The 15,677-nt window shown below is 51.3% G+C and carries 15 protein-coding genes and 1 riboswitch; of the genes, 13 read left to right on the top strand and 2 right to left on the bottom strand.

Annotated elements, in window-relative coordinates; all coding sequences use genetic code 11:
* The first annotated feature begins 17 nt into the window (after positions 1-17).
* The 7 genes from ACZ5N7_RS09935 (at position 18) to ACZ5N7_RS09905 (ending at position 6,035) form a co-directional block, all read left to right on the top strand.
* The gene (locus ACZ5N7_RS09935) at positions 18-755 is read left to right on the top strand and encodes an ABC transporter ATP-binding protein (RefSeq protein ID WP_464654023.1); all 738 of its coding nucleotides are present in this window, start codon (positions 18-20) and stop codon (positions 753-755) included.
* The gene (locus tag ACZ5N7_RS09930) at positions 748-1,491 is read left to right on the top strand and encodes an ABC transporter permease (RefSeq protein ID WP_464654022.1); all 744 of its coding nucleotides are present in this window, start codon (positions 748-750) and stop codon (positions 1,489-1,491) included. The genes ACZ5N7_RS09935 and ACZ5N7_RS09930 overlap by 8 nt, the downstream gene beginning before the upstream one ends.
* A gap of 13 nt (positions 1,492-1,504) precedes the next feature.
* A complete protein-coding gene (locus ACZ5N7_RS09925; RefSeq protein WP_464654021.1) occupies positions 1,505-2,992 on the top strand; it encodes a sensor histidine kinase in 1,488 nt (495 codons plus the stop codon).
* Positions 2,989-3,678: a response regulator transcription factor gene (locus tag ACZ5N7_RS09920; protein ID WP_464654020.1), complete on the top strand. Its 690-nt coding sequence runs from the start codon at positions 2,989-2,991 to the stop codon at positions 3,676-3,678. Before ACZ5N7_RS09925 ends, ACZ5N7_RS09920 begins: the two co-directional genes overlap by 4 nt.
* 702 nt (positions 3,679-4,380) lie before the next feature.
* Entirely contained in the window at positions 4,381-4,683 is a 303-nt protein-coding gene (locus ACZ5N7_RS09915; protein WP_464654019.1) for an RNA polymerase sigma factor, read from the top strand.
* A gap of 165 nt (positions 4,684-4,848) precedes the next feature.
* A complete protein-coding gene (locus tag ACZ5N7_RS09910; protein WP_464659191.1) occupies positions 4,849-5,145 on the top strand; it encodes a transposase in 297 nt (98 codons plus the stop codon).
* An 8-nt stretch (positions 5,146-5,153) separates the two neighbouring features.
* The gene (locus tag ACZ5N7_RS09905) at positions 5,154-6,035 is read left to right on the top strand and encodes an IS3 family transposase (protein WP_464654018.1); all 882 of its coding nucleotides are present in this window, start codon (positions 5,154-5,156) and stop codon (positions 6,033-6,035) included.
* A gap of 64 nt (positions 6,036-6,099) precedes the next feature.
* On the opposite strand, the gene ACZ5N7_RS09900 is transcribed toward ACZ5N7_RS09905, so the two are convergent.
* Positions 6,100-6,459, bottom strand: coding sequence for a winged helix-turn-helix transcriptional regulator (locus ACZ5N7_RS09900; protein ID WP_464654017.1), 360 nt, complete (start codon positions 6,457-6,459; stop codon positions 6,100-6,102).
* Positions 6,460-6,965: 506 nt separating this feature from the next.
* Here ACZ5N7_RS09900 and ACZ5N7_RS09895 point away from each other — a divergent pair.
* Positions 6,966-7,373, top strand: coding sequence for a VOC family protein (locus tag ACZ5N7_RS09895; RefSeq protein WP_464654016.1), 408 nt, complete (start codon positions 6,966-6,968; stop codon positions 7,371-7,373).
* Between the two features lie 33 nt (positions 7,374-7,406).
* Positions 7,407-8,273, top strand: a complete 867-nt coding sequence (locus ACZ5N7_RS09890) for an aldo/keto reductase (protein WP_464654015.1) — start codon at positions 7,407-7,409, stop codon at positions 8,271-8,273.
* Between the two features lie 115 nt (positions 8,274-8,388).
* On the opposite strand, the gene ACZ5N7_RS09885 is transcribed toward ACZ5N7_RS09890, so the two are convergent.
* Positions 8,389-8,634 (bottom strand): hypothetical protein, encoded by a 246-nt coding sequence (locus ACZ5N7_RS09885; RefSeq protein WP_464654014.1) that lies wholly within the window; start codon positions 8,632-8,634, stop codon positions 8,389-8,391.
* Positions 8,635-8,726: 92 nt separating this feature from the next.
* Between ACZ5N7_RS09885 and ACZ5N7_RS09880 the strand changes: the two genes are divergently transcribed.
* The 4 genes from ACZ5N7_RS09880 to metE all read left to right on the top strand — a co-directional run bounded on the left by ACZ5N7_RS09880 (position 8,727) and on the right by metE (position 15,635).
* Entirely contained in the window at positions 8,727-10,229 is a 1,503-nt protein-coding gene (locus ACZ5N7_RS09880) for a tagaturonate epimerase family protein (RefSeq protein WP_464654013.1), read from the top strand.
* Between the two features lie 26 nt (positions 10,230-10,255).
* Positions 10,256-11,533 carry a glucuronate isomerase gene (locus ACZ5N7_RS09875; protein ID WP_464654012.1) on the top strand — a complete coding sequence of 426 codons (1,278 nt, stop codon included), beginning with the start codon at positions 10,256-10,258 and terminating at the stop codon, positions 11,531-11,533.
* A 433-nt stretch (positions 11,534-11,966) separates the two neighbouring features.
* Positions 11,967-12,863: a polysaccharide deacetylase family protein gene (locus ACZ5N7_RS09870; RefSeq protein ID WP_464654011.1), complete on the top strand. Its 897-nt coding sequence runs from the start codon at positions 11,967-11,969 to the stop codon at positions 12,861-12,863.
* A gap of 55 nt (positions 12,864-12,918) precedes the next feature.
* A riboswitch (cobalamin riboswitch) is annotated at positions 12,919-13,105 on the top strand.
* A 241-nt stretch (positions 13,106-13,346) separates the two neighbouring features.
* Positions 13,347-15,635, top strand: coding sequence for a 5-methyltetrahydropteroyltriglutamate--homocysteine S-methyltransferase (gene metE, locus ACZ5N7_RS09865; protein WP_464654010.1), 2,289 nt, complete (start codon positions 13,347-13,349; stop codon positions 15,633-15,635).
* Positions 15,636-15,677: the final 42 nt, after the last annotated feature.

Raw genomic sequence — 15,677 nt, 5'->3', positions numbered from 1 at the left:
TACAGGGGGCCCTAAGTATGGAGAAAATCATAGAAATCAATGGAGTTTCCAAAAAATATAAAAATGAACGTGGAATTTCGGATATCAGCTTCGACGTTTGCCGGGGCGATGTCTTCGGCTTGTTCGGGCCTAACGGGGCGGGCAAGACGACACTGCTCAAAATCATCACCGGCTTGTCGAGAGCGGGTAAAGGCTCCGTGCGTTTGTTCGGCCACGGGATTGACACCGAATACGAGAAAGCGATGGAGCGGGTAGGCTGCATCATAGAGACGGCGGAATGCTACGAATATTTAAGCGCATACCATAATTTGAAGCTCGCCGCTTCCTTTTACCCGCAGGTCACGGAAAAGCGCATTGAAGAAGCGCTCGAGCTTGTAGGTCTGCTCACCTACCGCAAGGAAATGGCGAAGCAGTTCTCCTCCGGGATGAAACAAAGACTGGCGCTTGCCGGGGCTCTGCTATCCAATCCCGAGCTGGTCATCCGTGACGAACCCACGACAGGGCTGGACATTGAAGGCATGGTCGATTTCCGGAGGCTTATCGGGCAGCTGGCCGCGGAGCGGGAAATCACTTTTCTTATTTCCAGCCATATGATCAATGAAATGGAACTGATGTGCAACCGCATCGGTATTATATATAACGGCAAGCTCATCTCACAGGGGCTTGCCCGCGAACTGCTAGCGGGACAAACTTCGCTTGAGCAGTATTATATTGACCGGATTCAGCAGGCCAGAGGAGGTCACGGATATGAATAGCTTGAGCGCGGGCATCAAAAACGAACTGATCAAACTGTATTTCCATAAAAAAATATCAGCGATATTTATCTTTTCCGCTTTGGTCCCAGCCGCAGCCGCCCTGCTGATCAGCAAGCTGCAGAGCCTGCTGGGAATCATCGCTCTTAATGAAGCTTTTCCCGTACAGGTCCTGAGCCTGTTCACCTTTTTTTTGCTGCCGCTGTTCATTTTCCTGATTTCGGCGGATTTATTTCCGGAGGAGCTGGCTGCCGGCACTCTCAAAATCACACTGCTCCGTCCCATCACGCGGTTCCGCGTCTTTCTGTCCAAAACGGCGGTCCTTGGTATCTGTATTGCCGCGCTTCTCCTGGTGATTGGGATCTCATCTGCGGTCGCTGATCTTTTTATCGGCTCCGGCGCCGGTTTGGGTATCCTGTCTGGCGTAAAAGCGTATGTAGCCGCTTTTATACCCATGATGGCGCTCGGTATCGCTTCCGTGTTCGTGGCTCAATTTTTCAAGGGGACGAGCGGGGCTATCGTTTTCTCCATCCTTCTGTATGCCGCGGCCAAACTTCTTCCATTATTCTTCCATTCTGCCTCCGCTTTTTCCATTGCGGCCTATACGGACTGGCATACCTTGTGGCTCGGCGGCCAGGCGGCGTCAGGTAAGCTTGCGAGCACCTTCCTGTTCCTTGTTTCCAGCTCTGTCTTGCTGTTCACCGGCGGGTATTATATGTTTGACAGAAAAGAACTGTGACAGGTGATGCCCGATGTCGATAAGACTTAGACTCATTCTCAGCTATGCGGCGATGCTGATCGTTCCGCTGGTTCTGTTTATGCTGGCCGCGCTTCTGCTGGTTCTTGTTTATAAGGGGGATTTGCAGAATATCCGCAATATTTATATCGCTAATAACTATAATGCCTCCTTATTTACAGACCACGAAGATAGAGGCTTGCGCAGGGAACTGAAGCGGACGCTGGAAAAAAATCCTGACGCTTTCACGGACGTCTCCTACTTATCCGAGATAGACACTGAGCTTAAAAACTCGCATATTGGGGTGGCAGTCAAGAAAAACGGCCGCTTTACCTATATTTCTAACCCCGTGAATCAACCCGATATTATGAATGAGCTCCCTTCTGTCCAGAAGGCGGGCCTGCATGATGACGGATACACCAAACGGATCGGCGGTAAATTTTATTCGTTCGAGCATTATGAAATGCATTATTCCGACAAAAGCCCGGGCGATTTATACATGGTGGGCGAGACGAATCCGCTGACGAACTTTGCCAGAAGGTTTTTTCCGCTGCTGTTCTTCTCTCTGCTGGTCATTCTGGTCGTCACCAACTCGGTGCTCACCTACCTGGTGTCTAGGAGCATTATCAGGCCGCTGAACAGATTGAAAAAGGCAGCGGAGGAAATCAAAGAAGGCAATCTAGATTTTAGCGTCGAATCCGCGTCCCGTGACGAAATCGGCCAGCTCAGCAACGCTTTTGAAGAGATGAGACATCAGCTTAAGGTGTCTATCGAGCGGCAGCTCAGGTTTGAGGAAAACCGCAAGGAACTGATCTCCAACATCTCCCACGATTTGAAAACGCCGATCACGGCAATTAAGGGGTATGTGGAAGGAATCCAGGACGGAGTCGCGGACACGCCGGATAAAATGGACAAGTACGTCAGGACGATTTACGCAAAGGCGGACAGTATGGACCACATGATCGACGAGCTTTTTCTCTATTCCAAGCTGGACCTGAAGCATCTTCCGTTTAATTTCGAGAGTGTCGATATCGGCGCTTATCTGCAGGACTGCATCGACGAACTTTCCTTTGACCTGGAGAAAAAGGGTGTCCGGCTGCATACCGGCATTTCGGCAGTCCAAGGCTGCTTGGTTACGGCGGACAGGGAAAAGCTAAAGCGCGTCATCTTGAATATTATCAACAACAGCGTTAAATTTATGGATAAGGCCGAACCCGAAATCAGTATAGACGCCAAGGAAACGGAATCCGTGGTCAGTATCTCAGTTGCAGATAACGGGCAGGGGATTCATCCCGAAGCGCTGTCGTCCATTTTTGACAGGTTCTACAGGGCGGAGCTATCGCGTAATACGGAGACGGGAGGCACCGGGCTGGGACTCGCGATCGCCGAGCAGATTATTGAAGGGCACGGCGGGAAGATCTGGGCGGAGAGCGCTTTGGGGATGGGGACGACGGTCACTTTTACGCTAAGAAAAAGGGCGGATAAAGCTGGTGAAATCGCATGAATAAAATATTGATCATAGAAGACGAAGTCAGCATCGCCGAGCTGGAACGGGATTATCTTGTGATGCACGGGTACCAGGCGGATATTGAGGGAAGCGGGCAACAAGGGCTGGCAAAAGGGCTGTCGGGCGAGTATGACTTGATTATTCTCGATTTGATGCTGCCCAAAGTGGACGGGTTTGAGATCTGCAGGCAAATCCGCGAGCAGCGGGATATTCCGATTCTTATGGTTTCGGCTCGTAAGGACGATATCGATAAAATCCGAGGCCTCGGGCTCGGGGCGGACGATTATATTACGAAGCCTTTCAGTTTGGGCGAGCTGGTGGCGAGGGTGAAGGCGCATCTTTCCCGGTATGAGCGTCTGATGGGCAGCAAACAGCATAAAAATCAGGAGGTCCGGATCCGCGGGCTGGTTGTTGATTTGGACTCCCATAGAGTGTTTGTGCGCGGCAGGGAAGTCAATCTGACGAACAGGGAATTTGAGCTGCTGGCTTTTCTGGCCGTGAACCCGAACCGGGTGTTCAGCAAGGAGCAGCTGTTCGAGAGAGTGTGGGGGCTCGATTCCCTGGGGGAGATCCCTACGGTGACCGTGCATATCCGCAAGCTGCGGGAAAAGATCGAGCTGGACCCCTCCAACTCCGAATACATAGAGACCATTTGGGGAGCCGGGTATCGGTTTAAGGTCTAGCTTGGGGTATTTTGAAGTGGGCGAGCTTATTTAAAGTGGTCGAAAGGGAGTTGAACTAATGGATCACACGTGATGCTTGGTTACTCTGCAGCCATCTGCACGGTATGGGCAAGGCACCCGCTTTTGTGCAAAGCACCGGATATGATCGGCGTGGCAAAACTCGGGCTAATCTGACGCGGCAGCGCTCGTGCGGCATAGTATGGCACCCACTCTAGCGCAAAGCGCCGGATAAGATCGAAGTGGCAAAACTCCGACTAATTTGTCCCCGGTTGCGTTCGTGCGACATAGTACGGCACCCACTTGAGCACAAAGCGCCCGGCATTAGCGAACTGGAAAAACTCCGGTTAATCTTTCCCGGATGAGCTCTGAAGACTCCTTTTGCTGGAAAACCTCCCGTTAATGTTGTAGAAAATGTCTCCTGCATGGTCAACATGCCGAATTAAAGGCAGAAAATCCCGTTAAATCCTGTCCATACCTCTAAGAAAGCTGATTAGATGAAGCTTTTCCTGTTACTTGATGCGTAACCGTATCCATTTCAACATATAGTTCAAGTGCGGCGTGCGAGGGGGTTGATTATTTGGGTCTGTTGTCGGGTTGCGCTCATGGGTACCTCCCTTTGACCGAGCTTCCCAAGGATTGGTTCCTTGTTCCAGCGGTCCGAAGTTCCAACCAGGTAGATACGACCCGAATGTAAATTATAATATGCTGCGGATCATCGAGGATCAGGATAAGTCCGATGCCGAGGATATTTGTCAGGAAGTACTTATCAAGGCATTGCAGCGGGCCAGAACTGGAGTTCTGCAGGAAAAAGCATGGCTAATGCGAATTGCAGTCAACCTGTGCAAAAATCATCTGGGACGGAAAACGAGAGGCACGCACAAAGAAATCCGGTCATTCCTTCTTTTGGGAACAGTTCATGACCAACGTATCGAAGAACTTGTGGAGCGCAAGGAACTTTCCGATGAACTAGGCAAAATGTTCGGTAAACTTCCGGTGAGCCTTTGATAATATATGATTTGGCAGTTAATTGGTGGATAGCTGGCCGAACGAGGCATCTGGTATAAGCGTTGTATTTGAAAACAGAACCCCCCACCCTTTGATACGATCCCCTCATAGTAGACAGAAAAAAGAAAGCCATTTACTATGTCTATTGTGGAGGGGATTTTTTCTATGGGCGAAATAGCGAGAACATACGATGTTGCATTCAAGAAAAAGGCAGTAGACCTTTATCTTAAAGAAGGAATGGGCTATAAGACCGTAGCGAGGGAATTAGCGATTGACCCTTCCCTTGTTCGTCGGTGGGTGAAGAATTTTGAGGCAGAGGGCATAAAGGGGCTTGAGGAAAAACGGGGAAAAGCAAATGGCCCTGGAAAAGGCAGACCGAGAACACGACCCGAAGATCCGGAGGTGAAGCTGAAACGTCTTGAAGCGGAGAATGAACTGCTAAAAAAGCTCTTAAAAATGTGAAAGGAGGCATGGATGCTGTACAAAGCGGTAAAAAGTTTGCCATTATCCAGGAATTAGCCAGCAAGGGTTACGATGTCATCTTGCTATGTGAGCTGGCCCAAGTGTCCAGAAGTGGTTTCTATAGATGGAAAAAACGACAGACATTTGTGTCCCAAAAACAACGGGAAGACGAGGCAATTAAAGGGAAAATGTTAGAATGCCATGGACAATTGAAAGGGATTTATGGATACCGTCGTGTAAAGGTCTGGCTTATGCGGAAACATGGGCTGCACCTCAACCATAAGCGTGTGCAAAGGCTCATGCGAGAGCTAGGGATAAAGGCAGTCATTCGAAAGAAAAGACCTTACTACGGCAAGAAAGAGGCTTACGTTATCTCGGACAACCACCTTAACCGGGAATTTACAGCCTCTAATCTAAATGAGAAGTGGGTAACCGATATTACTTATCTAATTTTCAATGGACAGAAACTTTATTTGTCTGCGATTAAAGACCTGTACAACAATGAGATTGTAGCCTACCACATCAGTCGCAGAAACGATTTAAAGCTGGTGTTTGACACGATCAGGAAGGCAAAGAGAAAACGGAATGTGAAAGGGATCCTCCTGCATAGCGACCAAGGCTTCCAGTACACGTCTCGTCAATTTAACAACTTGCTTAAACGATACCATATGAAAGGTAGCATGTCCCGAAAAGGAAACTGTTGGGACAATGCATGTATGGAGAACTTTTTCAGTCATTTTAAGTCAGAGTGCTTTGATCTTTATTCCTTTCATTCGGTTGAACAAGTAAAGCACGCTGTTCAACGTTATATCCATTTTTATAACAATGAACGTTTCCAGAAAAAATTAAACAACCTGAGTCCTTATGAATACAAGACTCAGGCTGCTTAAAAGTTCTTTTTAATAGCTGTCTACTTGACAGGGGTCACATCACTTTGGGGTGGGAGAGCTGTTATCAGGTCCATTTGGCGGACCAAAGCTTCATCTCTTTAAGAATCTGGTGCAGGTCCTCGCCTTTGGGCGTCAACGAATATTCGACCGTCACGGGTACGGTAGGAAAAGCGGTCCGTTCCAGTACTCCCTGCTCCTCCAAATGGCGCAGCGTGTCCGTAAGGGATTTCGGATTGATTCCTTTGATGCTCCGGTTGAGCTCGCCGAATCGTTTGGTGCCGCAGAATAGCTCTCTAAGCACAAGAAAGGACCATTTGCCGCCGATTACATTTAAAGTTTTTTCTACAGAGCATTCAATTGTTGCAGGCTGCTTGGGCATATAATTGTCAGGGACAACAGCTTGTTCGCTTCTTGCAGTAGACATGGGCTTGTATGCTCCTCTCCATTGTTTGATTCTTCCACTTCCGGCATTAATGCGCTTTCAAAGAGTAAGCTGCTATGTAACAAATAACTTGATGTAAACCTTTGCACTACTTTCATAGTAAACCATTACTGTCGGGAATAGCAACTAAACTAGAGAAGGAAGGAGTAGAAAAATAAGTGACCGTGGGAGTTCGTGCCGAATCGGCGCAAAAACTGTGGAAGCATCAATGGCGGCAACACAACGAAAAGCGCCCTGCTGCGGCAAGTTTTAACCGCCAGACAGGGCACAGCTGCTTTGCAAGATAAAGCCCATAACTCTGGAGTGGAAGTGGCTGTTAATTACTGAAAATGTTGTTCCCTAGTAACGTAAACTTAAGTAATCCCTTATTTTAAAGAATGGAGAATAGTGGAAAATGAATCCGATTACATGTAAACTGGAAGGGTAAGCCTTCATTAGATCATGTGATGCCATACTATTTCCCATTAAAACTAAGGAGGTTCTTCGATGTGATTAAAGGGATCGGACATATCGCTTTAAACGTGGAGGATATAGAGTCGTCGCTGCATTTTTACTGTGATATTCTCGGTTTTTCCAAAGCTTTCGAGCTTCGTGACGACAAGGACGAGCCCTGGATCGTCTACATCAAAGTGGCCGAGCGGCAGTTTATCGAGCTGTTCTACGGCGGAAAGAACAAGCCTTTGCCGGTTGAACGGCAGATCGGGTATAACCATTTGTGTCTGGAAGTGGACAGCATTCAGGAGATTGCAGAGCATATGAAGGAGCACAGCGTTACTTTGGATGTCGAGCCGAAGCAGGGGAAAGACAAGAATTACCAATGCTGGGTGAAAGATCCCGATGGAAACCGGATTGAATTTATGGAGTTGAATCCGGAATCGCCGCAGATGAATTGCTGACAGGAAGTACTTAATCAAAAGGAGGCAAATACGATGTTGAAAAGGGAACTTGGGAGACTGAATTACCAAAGCTCTGTTGTCATGTTCGGGGCAGCCAGCTTGGGGGATGTGACACAGGAGGAGGCAGACGCATCCATTGCGTATGCGCTGGAGCATGGGGTTAATCATTTCGATACCGCAGCAAGCTATGGCGACGCCGAGTTAAGAATGGGTCCTTGGATGCCGAAGATCCGGAACGATATTTTTCTCGCCACCAAAACCGGGGAGCGCACCAAGGAGAAGGCCAAGGAGGAAATTTACCGTTCTCTTGAGCGTCTGCAGACGGATCGTCTTGACCTGATCCAGCTGCATGCTGTCGGTACGTTGGACGAGCTGGATAAATGCACCGGCAAGGATGGAGCGCTGCAGGCGGCAATAGAGGCAAAAGAAGAAGGGATCGCCAAAGCGATCGGCATTACTGGGCACGGCCATCTTGCTCCCGCCACCCACCTGGAGGCACTGGACCGGTTTCCTTTCGACACCGTGCTGCTGCCGTTGAACTATCATATGTATTCGCTGCCCGAATACCGTGAAGCCTTTGACCGGCTGGTGGAGGAAGCGGGCAGGCAGAACACGGCTGTGAGAGTGATCAAGGCAATTGCCAAGGGGCCATGGGCTGAGAATCAGCAAAGGACGTATGCGACCTGGTACGAGCCTTTTGACCACCAGCAGGTGATCGACGCCTGCGTCCATTTCGTCCTGTCGTTCCCGGGAATAGCCGGCTTCGCCAGCGCAGGGGACGTCCGGCTGTTCCCCAAAATCGTCGACGCAGTCGAGCGGCTCGGCTCGATGGACGAGGAACAGTCGGAGCGGATATTAAGCGGCATCAGCGGATACAGCTCGCCTTTTGTAAACGCGTAACAAGACGCAAGCCCTCGGGATTTCTCCGGGGGCTGTCGTTTTTTGTTGTTTGATAGTAAATTATGATTTTTGGCGGCTATGGATAAAGTATTTATTGTGCGTAAGTGTGGGTCCGTCATGCACCACCGCGACGCACTCCGGGAGAACCGCGTGTTGGGATAAATTTATTGGAAAGGATGATTTCATTTCCGATTTTCCAGCCGACAGCGGGCGATAAAGCTTGCGGTATGTTTGGGGAGCATGGTTTGTCAGCTTTTTGAAGCGCGCCCGAAACGAAATGAGAGATGTTGTCAAAGCCTACCGGCCCCTGGAAAACAGCGGTTTTCTTTTGCATAATAGAAATCGCTTTCATGTTCAGCAAGAATTGCATACTCAAACACGATCTTAGCAAAAATCGCGGTGAAAGCCGTCCTGTTTTGCATTACGATAAAGAAAACCGAGGAGGATGAATGCATGAGTGCTGTTGCGAGTGTGGCCCAAGCGTTGAGGCAGGGCGAAGACGTATTTTCCGCTGGCGAAGAGGTAAAAGTGTACCCGCGGTCAATCACCGAATCCGGCTCCACCAAGCTGGTGATGATCAAAATAAACCAAACGAAGTATGTTCTCGCCGTGGGTGAAGGCCCGTTGTATAACGAGCTGCAGGGAACCGAGGAAGAGGGGGGCAAGAAGTGCCCGCTTACCCACGAAAACCGCCTGATCCTGAACAAATATCTGGATTACACGGTGCCGCGCGCCTTTGGAACCCAGGTGGCCACCTTCGGATTGGGCGACCGTCTGGGGATCGCGTCTCCCGGCCATATCCAGACGATTCGCGGACGCGCCGTCTATCCGATCCTGGCACAGCAAAGCATCCGCGAGCTGAACCTGACCGGACGCGACTATAAGCAGGTCGTGGACGCCGCGTGCTTCGCCGTGTTCCAGGAGGGCTTCAAGGACGGCTTCGGCGCAGACGGCGACCATCTGAAAGTGGAGCAGGACATCGAGATGGCGCTGGAGCTGGGCTTTACGATGCTGACGCTCGACTGCTCCGAGAAGATCGACAACTCGGTGGAAGGTGCCTCCGCAGCCGAGCAGGAAGAGAAATACGCCAAGCTGCCGGAGGAGCTGCGCAATCATTATGAGTCCCGGTATCTGAATCAAACTTTCCAGGTTGCGGACACCGTTATCAGCTTCAGCCGGGAAACGCTAATCAAGAACGTGCTCATTTATTCCGCAGCGATCGATTATATGGAGCATATCCATAACAACTACATCAAGAACGCATCCCGTGAAGTCGATTTCGAAATCTCCATTGACGAGACGGCCACTGCGACGGCGCCGGAGTCCCATTTCTTCGTGGCCCAAGAGCTGTATGACCGTGGCCTGGCGATCTTTAGCATGGCTCCCCGCTTCTGCGGAGAGTTCCAGAAAGGGATCGACTACATAGGCGACATTGCCCAATTCGAGAAAGAATTGATCGTGCACGCGCAGATTGCCGACCATTTCGGCTACAAGCTAAGCATCCACTCCGGAAGCGATAAATTCAGCGTGTTCCCAATCATCGCCAAGTACACTAAAGGACGCTTCCATGTAAAAACGGCCGGAACCAACTGGCTGGAAGCCGTGCGCACCGCAGCGAAGGTCAACCCATCCCTGTACCGCAGAATGCACCAATACGCGCTTGAACATTTTGAAGAAGCGGCAGCTTACTACCACGTCACTACCGATTTAAGCAAAATTGCACCTTTGGACGAAGTTAGCGACGCCGGGCTTCCCGAATATATGAACGAAGACAATGCCCGCCAGCTGATCCATATTACCTACGGCATTCTGCTGCAGGCAAAGGACGGGCAGGGCCGGCCGCTGTTCAAGGAGGAGTTCTTCCGCACGCTGAGCGAGCAGGAGGACGCTTACGCTCAGTCGCTGGCAGCCCATATCGGCAGGCATCTCGAGCTGCTGGGCAAACAGGCCAACTAAACAGGAATAGGGGAGGAGAAAAATCGATGGCGATTCAAACGAAAGAGCAGCTTAAAGCGGTTGTGGACCAAACGATCCGAAATACGCCGATTTCCGATATCCATACGCACTTGTTTACCGAAGCCTTCGGCGACATTCTGCTGTGGGGCATCGATGAGCTTCTTACTTACCATTATCTCGTTGCCGAGATGTTCCGCTTTCGTCCGGAGCTGCCTTATACCGAGTTCTGGGCGATGAGCAAAACGGAGCAGGCCGACCTCATCTGGCAGACGCTGTTTATCGAGCATACTCCTTACAGCGAGGCCTGCCGAGGAGTGCTAACCGTCCTGAGACGGCTCGGGCTCGATGTGGAAAGCCGCGACCTGCAGGCGTACCGCGATTATTTCAAGAAGATGACGACAGGCGAGTACATCGACCTTATTTTCTCTCTGAGCAACGTGGCCAACGTATGCATGACGAACGACCCGTTCGTGGACGCGGAGCATGAACAATGGGAACGCATGGGCTCTGCAGATTCCCGCTTCAATACAGCGCTGCGTATCGACCCCTTGCTGAACCAGTGGGAAACAGCATGGACGAAGCTGAAAAATTGGGGATATGAAGTGGAACAGGAGCTGACGGAAAAAACGTTTGGCGGCATCCGCAGCTTCCTGAAATATTGGATCGCCAAGATGAACCCGCTTTATATGGCGGTGTCCCTGCCTCCGACATTCGCTTATCCGGCAAAATCGAGCCGCGGCCGCATCATCGATGAGTGTATCCTGCCTGTCGCGCGTGAAGCGGGCATCCCGTTTGCGATGATGATCGGCGTGAAAAAGAGTGTCAACCCCTCCTTGGGCGATGCCGGGGACAGCGTGGGCAAATCCGACATTTCTGCGGTCGAGAACATCTGCGCCCTGAATCCGGACAACAAGTTCCTGTGTACGGTTCTGTCGCGCGACGACCAGCATGAACTGACGGTAGCGGCGCGAAAGTTCCGCAACCTGCATGTTTTCGGCTGCTGGTGGTTCCTGAACAACCCGAGCATTGTCGAAGAAATGACCAGGCTTCGCTTGGAGCTTCTGGGCGCGAGTGTAACCCCGCAGCACTCGGACAGCCGTGTGCTCGACCAGCTGCTCTACAAGTGGGACCACTCCCGCGCGATCATCGGCAAGGTGTTGTACGACAAGTACAGCGACGTAATGGACACCGGCTGGAAGATTACGGAAGCCGAGATCCAGCGAGATGTTGCCGACTTGTTCGGCGGCTCGTTCTGGAGGTTCCTCGGCAAGCCCAATCCGGTCAGGGTGCAGGTGAATGTGTAAGTTTCCCGTGTGAAAAGGGAACAAACAACAAGCTGATCTCTAAGTGGATATATTCACTTAGAGATCAGCTTCTTTTGCGGCGGGATGGATTGCTTCATCGTCGCAACCAGTCCAATGCTCGCGACAGGCCAGTCAATCAAGCGCAGCCAAGCTAATCTCCTATCTCATAAGCGGCTCTAAGCCGAATCGGATAGAAGGGCAGCAATGGGCCGCCATTAGGGGCAACTCGCGCATTAGCAATTGTATATTACAATAATTACCAATTCTGAATTGTTTATTTTTTTAAGCGTTGCTTGAAGTATCATTACATTGGTTAAAAACTTTGTACAGCAGAAAATTAATCCAACTGCCGCTGCCATATTCGTGCTATGATAGGAACGGATTGATAGTTTTGCGAAAAAAAGTATTCTTTATATGTGGGTGGGACTAATTAATGAAACCGAATTTTAAGCGTTTGATGGTGCTGTCGCTTTCTTTCTCTTTTGCATTGACCGGATGCCAATCTGCTAACAAGCCCTCTTCCCCTGCAAAAGATTCCCTTTCGGCCGATATCAGCCATGCTGGTCCCGCAAAGCAGGCTGAACAGCCGCAGTCCGCGGATATGACGCCTTCGGCGAACATGAAGCCAATTGAACAACCGACTCCAGTCGCAGCTGAACAGCCGTCCGCGGAGGTCGTTCCGAAAGACTTTGAAAGCGGCAAGGCCAAGGAGGAGCCCAATGTTCCGGCCGCCGGGGCCAAGAGCAGGCAGTCGGGCCTGCAGCCTATTTACGGGGTGGATAATGGTACGGTCGCGATTACGATAGACGACGGGCCGACGAAATATACGAACGAACTCTTGAAGGTATTGAAAGACAACGACACGAAGGTCACCTTCTTTTTGCTGGGACAAAATGCCGCGGCTTACCCTGACTCCGTTATCAAAGCGGTCTACGACGGGCATGAGATCGGCTATCATTCCAATTCGCATCCCAAGATGACGCAGCTCACGTTGAAGCAGCAGGAGAGCGAGTTCGAGCTCGGGCTTTCCAAGCTTAAAAAGCTGGACAGCAAGCCGATTCAATTATTTCGGCCGCCTTATGGCGCTTACAACAACGACACGAAAGCGGTCATCGAGGAACATAACATGAACATGGTGCTGTGGAATGAGGATCCGAGAGACTGGGCCACCACAGATCCCGCAAAAGTAGCCGACAACGTCCTGTCGCAGGTGCACTCGGGCAGCATCATCGTTATGCACGATCGTCCGTCTACTATAGCCGCGCTTCCTACTATCATCAATGGAATTAAGAAAAAAGGACTGAGGCTGGTTACTATCGGATCCAAATAATCGTTGCACATCTGGCCAAAACGCTTTATGATAGGAACAGTTTAACTGAAACAGTTGAATATTTGTGGAAACAGGTGCTCCGGTACATCCGGAGCTTAATAGGGAAGTTCGGTGCAATCCGACGCGGTCCCGCCACTGTACAGAGGAGCTTGCGGCAAGAAGCCACTGATCGGAACGATCGGGAAGGCGGCAGCAGGCGATGATTCTTTAGCCAGGAGACCTGCCTGTTTTGACGACACTGCTTTTACCTACGGGAGATAGGGAGGTGTTAGACGGCTGCCGCCGATCATACGGTGAACTTGTGGCGTCTTGACCTTTGTTTTCTTTGGGTGAAGACGCCTTTTTTGCGTGCTTTTTTTGTATCCGTGCTATTTTTCGTCGGGGCTCCCCGCACAATAGTCGGCATAGGCTTCGAAGGTTCAGTCACTTTGCGAGGAATATTTTGGACTGATTACAATTCAATAACTGGAGGGTGTAGGCATTATGGGAATAACAGCAGGTAATTTGGGCTATCCGAGAATCGGAGCGAACCGGGAGTGGAAGAAGGCTCTGGAGGCTTTCTGGGCAGGGCGTCTGGAGGAGCAGGCGTTCACGGAGGAGATGAAGCAAATCCGCCTGGGCCATCTGAGGCTGCAGCGGGAAAAAGGGATCGACTGGATTCCCGTGGGAGATTTTTCTTTTTACGACAGCATGCTGGATATGGCCTCGATGTTCGGGGTGGTGCCGAAGCGGTTCGGATATGAAGGCGGGAAGGTGCCGCTGCAGACGTACTTTGCCATGGCCAGAGGAAACGAAACTGCGGCCGCCTGTGAAATGACCAAGTGGTTCAATATGAATTACCACTACATTGTACCGGAGCTGAAAGAAGTTAAGCCTCAGCTCAGCGAAAACCGTCCTCTTGCCGCTTACCGGGAAGCCAAACAGGAGCTCGGAATTGAGGGCAAGCCGGTGATGATAGGGCTGTACACGTTTATCAAGCTTTCGAAGGGATACGAATCCGGCAGGATAGGGGAGATTATTGAGGATTTCCTGCCCTTGTACATACAGGTGCTGCAGGAGCTCAGCCGGGAAGGCGCGGCTTGGGTGCAGATCGACGAACCGGTTCTTGTCACTTCGCTGCAACGGGAAGAACTCAAGTGGATCCAGGCCATTTATTCGAAAATAGGACAAGCGGTTCCCGGTCTGAATATTATGCTGCAGACTTATTTTGACGATGTGGAGTTCTACGAGGAGCTGTTGGCTCTGCCTGTTAAGGGAATCGGGCTGGACTTTGTCCACGGCAGCGGACGCAATCTCCAATCACTGCAAACCTCCGGATTTCCGCAGGACAAAGTGTTGGGTGCGGGAGTGGTCGACGGCAGGAACATTTGGCGTTCGGATGTCGCAGCGAAGCTGCTTCTTATGGAGCAAATCTCCGAAGCCGTTGCGCCGGAGCGGCTTGTTCTGCAGCCTTCCTGCTCTCTGCTCCATGTGCCTGTCACCACGAAGTCGGAAGCGGAGCTGCCTGCGGATTTGACCGCCGCCATGGCGTTTGCCGACGAAAAGCTGGAGGAAGTCGTGCAGCTGTCCCGAGCCGCACAGGATGCTGCACTTGCAGACCGCCTTGCAACCGAAAGCGCACAAGTGCTGGGCCGGTTGAACGCCAATCCATCAAGGCACAGGGCTACCGTGCGGGAAGAAACGGCTCGGTTCGCACTGCTGCACAGCGCACGGAGCAGCAGCTTCGCGGTACGGCAGGACGCCCAGCGCCGGAAATGGAATTTGCCGTTTCTGCCGACGACAACGATTGGGAGCTTTCCGCAGACGAAGGAGGTACGTGCCGCCCGCCAAAAGTGGAGAAAAGGCGAATGGACGGACGCCGGATACACTGCTTTCCTGCATGAGCAAATACAGATCTGGATCGAGCAGCAGGAACAGATCGGACTGGACGTGCTCGTCCACGGCGAATTTGAACGCACGGATATGGTGGAATATTTCGGCGAAAAGCTGGGCGGTTTTGCTTTTACAACCAATGGCTGGGTGCAGTCCTACGGTTCCCGCTGTGTGAAGCCTCCGGTAATATACGGTGACGTGGAGTTCCTGGAGCCGATGACGGTGGCGGAGAGCATGTTTGCCCAGTCGCTGACCCTGAAACCGGTGAAGGGCATGCTGACCGGTCCCGTTACGATCCTGAACTGGTCTTTTGTGCGGGACGATCTTCCCAGAAGCCAAACCGCCAATCAGATTGCACTTGCGTTACGCAAAGAAGTGGAAGCGCTCGAGGCCGCAGGTGTTGGCATGATCCAGGTAGACGAGCCGGCTCTGCGAGAAGGACTGCCGCTGAAAAAGAGCGAATGGCAGCACTATCTGGATTGGGCGGTCAACGCCTTCCGTCTGGCGGTTGCCACAGTCAAGGATGAAACCCAAATTCATACTCATATGTGCTATTGTGAATTCCACGACATCATTGACTCGATCCGAGCGCTTGACGCGGATGTGATTTCCATCGAGACCTCGCGCAGCCACGGCGAGTTGATCCACAGCTTCGAGGAGCATACGTACAACCAGGGAATCGGCCTCGGAGTATATGACATTCACAGTCCGCGGGTTCCTTCGGTGGAAGAAATGGAGGCCATGATCGACAGGGCGCTTCAGGTGCTGGATCCGTCCCTCTTTTGGATCAATCCCGACTGCGGATTGAAAACCCGGGGGATGGCGGAAACCGCCGCCGCCCTGCGGAACATGGTGGAAGCCACAAGGCGGGCAAGGCAGAAACGTGCGGCCGTGAAATAGCCGCCAGTAAGAAACAAGAAAACGGAAATTTCAACAACTTTT

Source organism: Paenibacillus sp. JCM 18996 (assembly GCF_055392555.1).
This window is presented reverse-complemented; position numbering and strand designations above follow the sequence as displayed.

Coding starts and splice junctions, on each gene's coding strand:
- ACZ5N7_RS09920 (WP_464654020.1), top strand. CDS start 2,989: ATGAATAAAATATTGATCATAGAAGACGAAGTCAGCATCGCCGAGCTG.
- ACZ5N7_RS09910 (WP_464659191.1), top strand. CDS start 4,849: ATGGGCGAAATAGCGAGAACATACGATGTTGCATTCAAGAAAAAGGCA.
- ACZ5N7_RS09870 (WP_464654011.1), top strand. CDS start 11,967: ATGAAACCGAATTTTAAGCGTTTGATGGTGCTGTCGCTTTCTTTCTCT.
- ACZ5N7_RS09905 (WP_464654018.1), top strand. CDS start 5,154: ATGGATGCTGTACAAAGCGGTAAAAAGTTTGCCATTATCCAGGAATTA.
- ACZ5N7_RS09915 (WP_464654019.1), top strand. CDS start 4,381: ATGCTGCGGATCATCGAGGATCAGGATAAGTCCGATGCCGAGGATATT.
- ACZ5N7_RS09930 (WP_464654022.1), top strand. CDS start 748: ATGAATAGCTTGAGCGCGGGCATCAAAAACGAACTGATCAAACTGTAT.
- ACZ5N7_RS09890 (WP_464654015.1), top strand. CDS start 7,407: ATGTTGAAAAGGGAACTTGGGAGACTGAATTACCAAAGCTCTGTTGTC.
- ACZ5N7_RS09900 (WP_464654017.1), bottom strand. CDS start 6,459: ATGTCTACTGCAAGAAGCGAACAAGCTGTTGTCCCTGACAATTATATG.
- metE (WP_464654010.1), top strand. CDS start 13,347: ATGGGAATAACAGCAGGTAATTTGGGCTATCCGAGAATCGGAGCGAAC.
- ACZ5N7_RS09935 (WP_464654023.1), top strand. CDS start 18: ATGGAGAAAATCATAGAAATCAATGGAGTTTCCAAAAAATATAAAAAT.
- ACZ5N7_RS09880 (WP_464654013.1), top strand. CDS start 8,727: ATGAGTGCTGTTGCGAGTGTGGCCCAAGCGTTGAGGCAGGGCGAAGAC.
- ACZ5N7_RS09925 (WP_464654021.1), top strand. CDS start 1,505: ATGTCGATAAGACTTAGACTCATTCTCAGCTATGCGGCGATGCTGATC.
- ACZ5N7_RS09875 (WP_464654012.1), top strand. CDS start 10,256: ATGGCGATTCAAACGAAAGAGCAGCTTAAAGCGGTTGTGGACCAAACG.